Here is an 8763-nt window from a genome sequence, read left to right as displayed (position 1 = left end):
GGTTGCAGGTCGGGGCCGATATTGTCTTCCATGGTGCCCACCCAGAAGGATCCGTCCGGTGCGACGACGCCTTCGTTCAGGCGGTTGCCGCCAAGATCCGGCTCGGGGACGGCGATGGTCTGAAACGGGCCGCCCGGCTTCCAGCGGGTGACCCGTCGGCGCAGGCCGACGATGAAGCCGCCGTCTTTCGCAAGCCCGATCGATGTCGGCAGTTCCGGTGTTCGCCAGCAATCGTACGCGCGGGTTTCCGGGGCAAAGCGGTGAATGCGGCTGCCGACGATATCGACCCAGTAGAGGCATTGCCCGTCGTCGGACCAGACGATGCTCTCACCGACGATGTTGCGGCAGTTCAGCAGCGGCTGCATCGCCTTTACCGCCGCAGGTCGGCGTCGATCGGCGACGACCGGATGCGTTCAGTCAGCTTCTGGTGCCACTGGATGTCGCGCCACATGCCGACGAACTGCGGACCGCAGAAGTTCGAAGTGGCCATGCCGATCCATCGGCCGGTGCCTGCGGCGTGGTTTACGCCCATCTCGCACAGGTCCTTGATCCACCCCCAGTCGAGGAGCGGCCAGTCCTTGTAGTCGACGACCGCCCAGCATTCCGTCGTGATCAGCGGCCTGCCGCATGCGCGTGACCATGTGGCCATCCGGTCGATCGCCGACAGAAGGGCGGCGTCGTATCGGGCCTTGTTGTCGCGGTAAGTCTGGTATCCGCGCTGGGCGATGTTGTCGAAGCCCTGCGGCGAGAATTTCTGGAACCGGTAATCGACGATGCTGTTCCAGTCGCTGACGGCCGGGTGCGACATCCAGATGTGCGGGTCCAGCAGATCGAGCATCGAGACGTCCTGGTCGGGCAGGTCGTCATATTGGGAGGCGAAGGAATAGGTATAATCGAGGCCGGGGTAGGCTGCGCGCAGCATTGCAACGCTGTCGTGCATCCATTGCAGGATTTGCGGCGACCGGCGGGAAAGTTCCTCTCCGGTGGTGCCGCCATAGAGATATGGCGTCCAGAACGGGATCGGGAATTCATTGCAGAGATCGACATACAGGACAGCATCAAGCAGCCCGGCGGCATCGACATGGCCAAGGGTGTCGAGCCAGATTCGCGCCTGATCGGCAGGCGTGCGAATGCGCAGCCGGTGGTCCTCGGGGTCTTGCCGGTACCAGCTTGAGAGGCCGACGCCGATGTTGCGGTCGCGGCATTTGCCGATGAACTCCAGCAGGTCGGGCAGGATCCGCACGCGCGTCAGCGATTGCGCGCCCCAGCTCATCTGGTTCCACGCGGGCAGGAGTTCCCATTGCCGATGCGGATCGGCCGAGACGAGGTGCGGGAAGGCGTCAATCCTGACGGCGTCGTAGCCACGTTCCGCCAGCTCATCGAGCGCCTGGTCCCAATCCTCGTAGCCGGCGCCGGGCCAGCGCCGCTCGAGCCAGGAGAAATCCCACATGGTGATGGCGTAGGGTTGGTCGACGGCCCGCTTCACACACGATCCTTTCCGTTTGGCATTGCCCGATGGATAGGCCGGAATTGCCGGTATTGACAACAGCTTTGGCACATGCTGTCTGCCATATATTCGATAAGCTAGCATATAGGTTAGATGTGAGCGAACCTGTCCAACTGTTCGAGACGGCGGCGGGGAATGCCGATACGCCGACGAGCCTGGTGTCGAGGGTGATCCATGACATCCGGCATCTGATCCGTTCAGACGGATTGCGGATCGGCGATCCACTGCCCAGCGAGGCGGCGATCGGCGAACAGCTGGGCGTTTCGCGCGCCGTCGTCCGCGAGGCGTATCGTTCGATGGCGGCGCTTCGGCTGATCGATGTCGGCAACGGGCGGCGGGCGCGTGTGGCGAAGGTCGATGCCGAGGTGCTGGCACTGGTCATCGACCATGGCATCACCACCGATCAGGTTTCGGTGCAGCAGATTCTGGATGTGCGCCGCACGATCGAGATGCGCACCGTCGGCCTGTGCGCGCTGCGCCGGACCGAACGCGAGGCGCGCGAGATCACCGAACTTGCCGCTGCGATGCGGGCCGACTTCGACGACATGGACAAGGTGATGGAGCACGACATCGCGTTCCACGAAGCGATCGCGCGCGGTTCGCGCAACCCGCTGTTCGCGCTGATGGTTGGCTCGTTCCATGTGGCGACGCGGCAGACGTGGCGCATCGGCTGGCTGACGCGCGAAAGCAACGCGGCCCGCCACGAAAGCGTCGGCTGCCACGAGGCGATTGCCAAGGCGATCAGCGCAGCCGACCGGGCCGAAGCAGAGCGGCTGATGGCCGAGCATTTCGACGACACCGTGAAGCTGCTGCTGGCCAGCGGGATCAACTGAGGGAGCCTCCGTGAAGATCACCCGGATCGACACCATCCGCCTGCGCGAACATCCGAACCTGTGCTGGGTGGAAGTGCAGACCGACGCGGGCCTGACCGGGCTTGGCGAAACCTTCTTCGGTGCAGGCGCCGTGGAAGCGCATATCCATGAAACGATCGTGCCGCTGCTGGCAGGGCGCGACCCTCTGGCGATCGAGGCGATTTCGCGCGACCTTGCGGGCTATGTCGGCTTTGCCTCGACGGGGGCGGAAATGCGCGGCAACTCGGCGATCGACATCGCGCTGTGGGACATATTCGGTCAGGCGACCGGCCAGCCGATCGCGCAGTTGCTGGGCGGGTTCACCCGGCCGGATATCCGCACCTACAACACCTGCGCGGGCACGGCCTACATGCAGCAGGGCGGCCAGAACACGGCGAACTACGGCGTCGGGCGGGGGCGCCAGCAATATGCCGATCTGGATGCGTTCCTGCTTCGCGCCGACGAGCTTGCCGAGGAACTTCTTGGCGAGGGGATCACCGCGATGAAGATATGGCCGTTCGATCGCGCGGCCGAACGGAATCGCGGGCTGGACATCAGCGCCGAAGAACTGAAGGCGGCGCTCAGGCCGTTCGAGCAAATCCGCAAGCGCGTGGGCGACCGCATGGACATCATGGTCGAGTTCCATTCGATGTGGCAGTTGCCGCCGGCGATCCGCATTGCGCGCGCGCTGGCGCCCTATGGCACGTTCTGGCACGAAGACCCGATCAGGATGGACGCGCTGGGCGATCTGAGACGCTATGCCGAGGCCTCGCTTGCCCCGGTCTGCGCTTCGGAAACACTGGCGACACGCTGGCGCTTCCGTGATCTTCTGGAAACCGGTGCTGCCGGTATCGTGATGCTCGATCTGTCTTGGTGCGGCGGGCTGACCGAGGCCCGCGCAGTCGCCGCCATGGCCGAGGCGTGGCATCTGCCCGTTGCCCCGCACGACTGCACCGGGCCGGTGGTGCTGTGCGCCTCGACGCACCTGTCGCTGTATGCGCCCAACGCGCTTGTGCAGGAAAGCGTCCGCGCCTTCCACCGCACATGGTATGGTGATCTGGTGACGCAGTTGCCGCCGATCCGTGACGGCCGGATCACGGTGCCGCCGGGCGCGGGCCTCGGCATGGCGCTGCACCCCGATCTGGCCCGGCGCTTCACCGTCACCCGGCGGACCAGCGCCGTCGAAAGCGCGCCATTGCGGGGCGGGCAGGCATGAGCCAGGCCCGACGGCCGGAATGTCGCGGTGCACAACAATCAGGAAGGTGGTTCAACAGCCATGAATGCGGAATTCTACGGCCAGACCGTTCTGGTGACCGGCGCACTAGGTTCGCTGGGGACAGCGCAGACAGAACTGTTCGCAGCGCGCCGGGCGAGGCTGGTGCTGATCGATCGGCCCGGAGACGAGCGCGGCGAAGCCCGTGCGCAGGAACTGGCAGAGCGATATGATGTCGACGTCCGCTACATCGGTCAGGATCTGGGCGACCTGCACGCCAGCGAGCGGCTGGTTCGCGCACTGAGCGACGAATTTGGCGGGTTCGACGTGCTGGTTTCCAATGCCGCGCTGATCATCAGCAAGCCGTTCGAGGAATTCTCGCTTGAGGAATATGAAGGCCAGTTGCGGGTGAACGCTGCGGCGACATTCGCGCTGGTCAGGGCGCTTGCGCCCCGTATGAAGGAGAGGCGAAGCGGCCGGATCATCAATTTCTGCTCGCTGACGCTGAATGGCCGCTGGGACGGCTATGTGCCCTATGTTGCCAGCAAGGGGGCGATGCTTGGGCTGACGAAGTCGCTGGCGCGCGAACTCGGCCCGTTCAACGTGCGGGTGAACGCGGTTTCGCCGGGCGCCGTGGTATCCGATGCCGAGCGTCGGGTGTTTGCCGACAGGCTGGCCGAATACAACGACTGGATCCTTGAGAACCAGTGCCTGAAGCAGCGTATCCAGCCCGAAGACGTTGCCGAACTGGTGCTGTTTCTGGCCTCGGACCGGTCGCGGATGATCACCGGTCAGAACTTCGCAATCGACGGCGGCTGGTAGCGCGGGCTTGCGCCGGGGGCGGTCCAGCATCCGCGCCCTTTGTAATAATTGCTTCTTTCTTCTCTGATATCGGCCCGGCTGCTCATACCGAGCGCCAGGAGAATATCTTCGTGCATTCTGCTTCGAACTATCGGTCCAAGTTCTTGGCCGGCACTGCGCTGCTGTTCGTCGCCCTGCCGTCGCATGCGGCAGACGAAGTGGCGGCCGATGACAGTGCAACCTATGCGGATATTGTAGTGACGGCGACACGCCGCGAATCGAATCTTCAGGATACGCCGATCGCCATATCGGTGATGAACAACGATGCACTCAGACAGCGCAACGTGCAGAGTCTGGTCGATCTGGCCGGCGGTTCGATCCCGTCGCTGCGCATCGCAACCTTCGAATCGCGCACTTCCGCACTGACCATCGGGATGCGCGGCATCGTTCCGCTGGACGCCAACCAGCCCGCCCGCGAGCAGGGCGTCGGCGTGTATATCGATGGCATCTACCTTGGGCGGCAGCATGGCCTGAATGCAGCGCTGCTGGATGTCGAGCGCATCGAGGTGCTGCGCGGCCCGCAAGGTACGCTGTTCGGCCGCAACACCGAAGGTGGTGCGGTAAACATCGTATTGAAGACGCCAACCGGCGAGTTCGGCGGCCGCATGTCGGCAGGCTTCGGCAATTTCGGCAGCTATTCGGCGCAGATGCACATGGACATGCCGGAGTTTGCCAACATCTCGGTCAAGTTGGACGGGGTGGTGCAGCACCAGAATGCGACCACGCGCAATCCGCTGCCCGGTGCGTTGGGCTGGAACAGCTTTCACCGGTATGGCGGGCGGGCCGCTGCCCGTTGGCAGCCGTTTGCCGATTTCACCGCAGATCTGTCGTTCGACATCGGCCGTGATGAAAACACACCCATCTACAGCCAGTTGATCAACTACAATCCGCATGGGCTGTCCGTGTTGCCGCTGAACCACCCGTCCGGCTCGATTCCCGCCGGCACTATCCGGCCGCTGCCGCCCGGTGTGGTCGTCAGCGACAAGCGCCAGGACACCGCCGACATCGGTGTTCCGCAGAATGTGAACACCGGCAAGACCAAAGGGTTCACCAGCGTCCTGCGCTGGAACGTCGGCGATACGCTGGAGCTGCGGTCGCTGACGGCATGGCGCACCGTCAATGACGACCAGTGGGACAACTCGGGCGGTGCCCACCGTACGCCGGTCTATGTGCCGAACGGCAACTTCAGCCGCTACAGCCTTGCGCGACTGGATCAGCGGCAGTTCAGCCAGGAGCTTCAGGCAGTCGGCCGCTCGTCGACTCTCGACTATGTGCTGGGGCTTTACTACTTCAACGAGCGCGCCGAAGACGAAGCGGGCACCTTCAACACCAATCGCTGGAACGCCGATGGCTCGGGCTACACCATCAACGACCCCCGGCCGTCGTTTCCGGGTAACCGCTCGGTCGACCGCGCCAGCCGAGCATTTTCCAAAAGCTACGCGGCGTATGGCCAGTTTACCTGGACGCCTGAAGGCCGCGACTGGCTGCACCTGACGGTTGGCGGCCGCTACACGAACGACCGGAAGCACGGCGAACTGTTCAAGGTGAACAATGTTGCCCGAAACCTGACCTTCAGGGCCAATTCGAGCCGGTTCGATCCGATGGTGACGCTGGGGCTGGATGCGGCGGACCGCGTCAATCTGTATCTGAAGTATGCGACCGGCTACCGTTCGGGCGGGGCAAGTTCGCGTTCGTTGATCTATCGATCGTTCGGGCCGGAACAGGTGAAGTCCTATGAATTCGGCGCCAAGACCATGCTGTTCGACCGCACGGCGCGGTTCAACATGGCCGCATATATCATGAACCGGGACGGCAGCCAGATCGACTTCAACTTCTACGACCCGATCACCAACCGCAACACGCTGGAAACGGTGAATGCGCCGGGCACCACGCGCATCCGTGGCATCGAAACAGACCTTACGGCTTACCCGACCGAGGGACTGACCCTGAATGCCAGCTACAACTACACCCACGCCCGCATCCCGGACACGCCGAACCCGCTGATGGCGGGGAATCCGATCCAGCGGGTGTTCATCGTGTTTACGCCGCCACACGCGGCATCGGCAGCAGTCGACTATCAGACACCGGTCGGCGGAGCCGGCAGCGCGCTGCGGTTCCACCTCGACGCAAGCTATTCGTCGAGCCACCATTCGATCGACAACGAAGATGTGAAGGTGGATCCGTCGCTGTTGTTCAACGGGCGGATATCGGTTGCCGACATCCCGATGAACGGCACTGCGGGCCTGACCGTCGCCCTGTGGTCGCGCAACCTGTTCAACGAACAGCACATCTACCGCCGTTCAAATGCGAACGGCGCGCTGATCGGCGACTATGCGAACTTCAACACGCCCCGCACCTTCGGGGTGGAGCTGGGGCTTACCTTCTAGGCCGAAGGCGCACCATGTTCCGGTCAGCGGGCAGAGGCCGACCGGAACATGGTTGCGGCGCCGGGGCTACCGCAGCCCCAGCGCTGTTGCGACTCCGGCGCCGTAATCGGGGTCGCATCGGGTGCAGTTGTCGATGTGGCGCTGCTTGATGAAGTCAGGAGCGTCGCCCATTGCGCGGGCGGTGTTGTCGAACAGTGCCTGTTTCTGGGCGGCGCTCATCTGCTGGAACAGCTTGCGCGGCTGGGTGAAATAGTCGGCGTCGTCTTCGCGATAATCCCAGAAGTCGGCGTCGCCACGGATTTTCAGTGGCGGTTCGCGGTATTCCGGCTGTTCCTGCCATTGGCTGAAACTGTTCGGTTCATAGTGCGGAAGCCCGCCGTAATTGCCATCGACCCTGCCATAGCCGTCGCGGTGGTTCGAATGCACCGGGCAGCGGGCGGCATTTACCGGGATCTGATGAAAATTGACGCCCAGACGATAGCGCTGCGCATCCGCATAGTTGAACAGCCGCGCCTGCAACATCCTGTCCGGCGAAAAGCCGATCCCCGGCGGCACCGTCGATGGCGCGAAGGCGCTTTGCTCGACGTCCTGGAAGAAATTGTCGGGATTGCGGTTCAGTTCGAACTCGCCCACCTCGATCAGAGGATAGTCTTGCTTCAGCCAGACCTTGGTCAAGTCGAACGGGTGGAAGCGATAGGATTCGGCTTCGGCTTCCGGCATGATCTGGACATACAGTGTCCATTTCGGGAAATCGCCGCGTTCGATCGCTTCATACAGGTCGCGCTGGTGGCTTTCCCGGTCGCCTGCCACGATCGATGCGGCTTCGGCGTCGGTCAGGTTCTCGATGCCCTGCCGGGTTTTGAAGTGGAACTTCACCCAGAAGCGTTCGCCCGCCTCGTTGTGGAAGCTATAGGTGTGGCTGCCGAAACCGTGCATGTGGCGATAGGATTTCGGGATGCCGCGATCCGACATCACGATCGTGATCTGGTGGAACGCCTCGGGCAGCAGGGTCCAGAAATCCCAGTTGTTGGTGGCGCTGCGCATGTTGGTGCGGGGGTCGCGCTTTACTGCCTTGTTCAGATCGGGGAATTTGCGGGGATCGCGCAGGAAAAATACCGGCGTGTTGTTGCCGACGAGGTCCCAGTTGCCTTCCTCGGTGTAGAATTTCAGCGCGAAGCCGCGAATGTCGCGCTCGGCGTCGGCGGCGCCGCGTTCGCCGGCAACCGTGGTGAAGCGGGCGAACATTTCGGTTTTCTTGCCGATTGCGGAAAAAATCTTTGCGCGGGTGTAGCGCGTGATGTCGTGCGTGACAGTGAAGGTGCCGAACGCGCCTGAGCCTTTGGCGTGCATCCGCCGCTCGGGGATCACTTCGCGCACGAAATTGGCCAGCTTTTCGTTCAGCCACACGTCCTGTGCCAGCAGCGGGCCACGGGCGCCTGCCGTCAGGCTGTTCTGGTTGTCGGGCACGGGGGCGCCGAAGGCCGTGGTCAGGTGCGTGGGTGGGCGCTTGCTGGCGGGATTTTCGTCTGACATGGCCGCTTACTCCTCTGAAGGCGCGCTTGATCTGGATGCGCAGGGATCGCCGCCGAGTATGGCCCGCGCATCCCCCTGATGCCAGCGGCAAAATACCGGTGGTTCGCAGCGCTTTTCGGATTGTGCGGCACCCCGAACGGGTGCAGGTTCCATAATGGGGGAATATCGGGTGGGGGATGCCATGATCGATCAAGCAGTGATCAGGCCGCCGTTCTGGTTCTGGGTTGTCGCAGTGGCAGCCCTTTTGTGGGAAAGTGCGGGCTGCTTTGCCTATCTGACGCAGGTGCGCATGTCGGAGGCGGATCTGGCGCAGTTGCCGGCGGCGCAGCAGGAAATCTGGCGCATGATGCCGGCGTGGGTGACGGGGGCCTATGCGACTGCGGTCTGGACGGGGCTGCTGGCGGCAATCGG

At 63.3% G+C, this 8763-nt stretch carries 7 protein-coding genes and 1 pseudogene; 5 read left to right on the top strand and 3 right to left on the bottom strand.

Annotated features, from left to right (window positions below):
• Both AC16JP_RS11310 and AC16JP_RS11305 read right to left on the bottom strand, forming a co-directional pair.
• Positions 1 to 365: SMP-30/gluconolactonase/LRE family protein (locus AC16JP_RS11310; protein WP_484340719.1), on the bottom strand; the 365-nt coding region annotated here is incomplete at its 3' end.
• Positions 366 to 370: 5 nt separating this feature from the next.
• Positions 371 to 1486, bottom strand: a complete 1116-nt coding sequence (locus AC16JP_RS11305; protein ID WP_484340718.1) for a cellulase-like family protein — start codon at positions 1484 to 1486, stop codon at positions 371 to 373.
• Positions 1487 to 1602: 116 nt separating this feature from the next.
• Here AC16JP_RS11305 and AC16JP_RS11300 point away from each other — a divergent pair, with 116 nt between their 5' ends.
• The 4 genes from AC16JP_RS11300 to AC16JP_RS11285 all read left to right on the top strand — a co-directional run bounded on the left by AC16JP_RS11300 (position 1603) and on the right by AC16JP_RS11285 (position 6819).
• Positions 1603 to 2340 (top strand): FadR/GntR family transcriptional regulator, encoded by a 738-nt coding sequence (locus AC16JP_RS11300; protein ID WP_484340717.1) that lies wholly within the window; start codon positions 1603 to 1605, stop codon positions 2338 to 2340.
• Positions 2341 to 2350: 10 nt separating this feature from the next.
• Positions 2351 to 3574 carry a mandelate racemase/muconate lactonizing enzyme family protein gene (locus tag AC16JP_RS11295; protein WP_484340716.1) on the top strand — a complete coding sequence of 408 codons (1224 nt, stop codon included), beginning with the start codon at positions 2351 to 2353 and terminating at the stop codon, positions 3572 to 3574.
• 60 nt (positions 3575 to 3634) lie between these two features.
• Positions 3635 to 4393, top strand: coding sequence for an SDR family oxidoreductase (locus AC16JP_RS11290; RefSeq protein WP_484340715.1), 759 nt, complete (start codon positions 3635 to 3637; stop codon positions 4391 to 4393).
• A gap of 110 nt (positions 4394 to 4503) precedes the next feature.
• Positions 4504 to 6819, top strand: a complete 2316-nt coding sequence (locus AC16JP_RS11285) for a TonB-dependent receptor (protein WP_484340714.1) — start codon at positions 4504 to 4506, stop codon at positions 6817 to 6819.
• A gap of 66 nt (positions 6820 to 6885) precedes the next feature.
• Here the strand turns inward: AC16JP_RS11285 and AC16JP_RS11280 are convergent, their stop codons facing one another.
• Positions 6886 to 8352 (bottom strand): catalase, encoded by a 1467-nt coding sequence (locus AC16JP_RS11280; RefSeq protein WP_484340713.1) that lies wholly within the window; start codon positions 8350 to 8352, stop codon positions 6886 to 6888.
• 181 nt (positions 8353 to 8533) lie between these two features.
• Between AC16JP_RS11280 and AC16JP_RS11275 the strand changes: the two are divergent.
• Positions 8534 to 8763: pseudogene (locus AC16JP_RS11275) on the top strand (hypothetical protein); the annotation flags it as partial.

Source organism: Sandaracinobacteroides sp. (genome assembly GCF_057137845.1).
Note: the sequence above shows the minus strand (reverse complement) of the source record. Positions and strands in the feature narration are given on the sequence as shown.

What these genes read in the sequence shown, in the direction of transcription:
- AC16JP_RS11290 (WP_484340715.1), top strand. Translation starts at nt 3,635, where the DNA reads ATGAATGCGGAATTCTACGGCCAGACCGTTCTGGTGACCGGCGCACTA.
- AC16JP_RS11280 (WP_484340713.1), bottom strand. Translation starts at nt 8,352, where the DNA reads ATGTCAGACGAAAATCCCGCCAGCAAGCGCCCACCCACGCACCTGACC.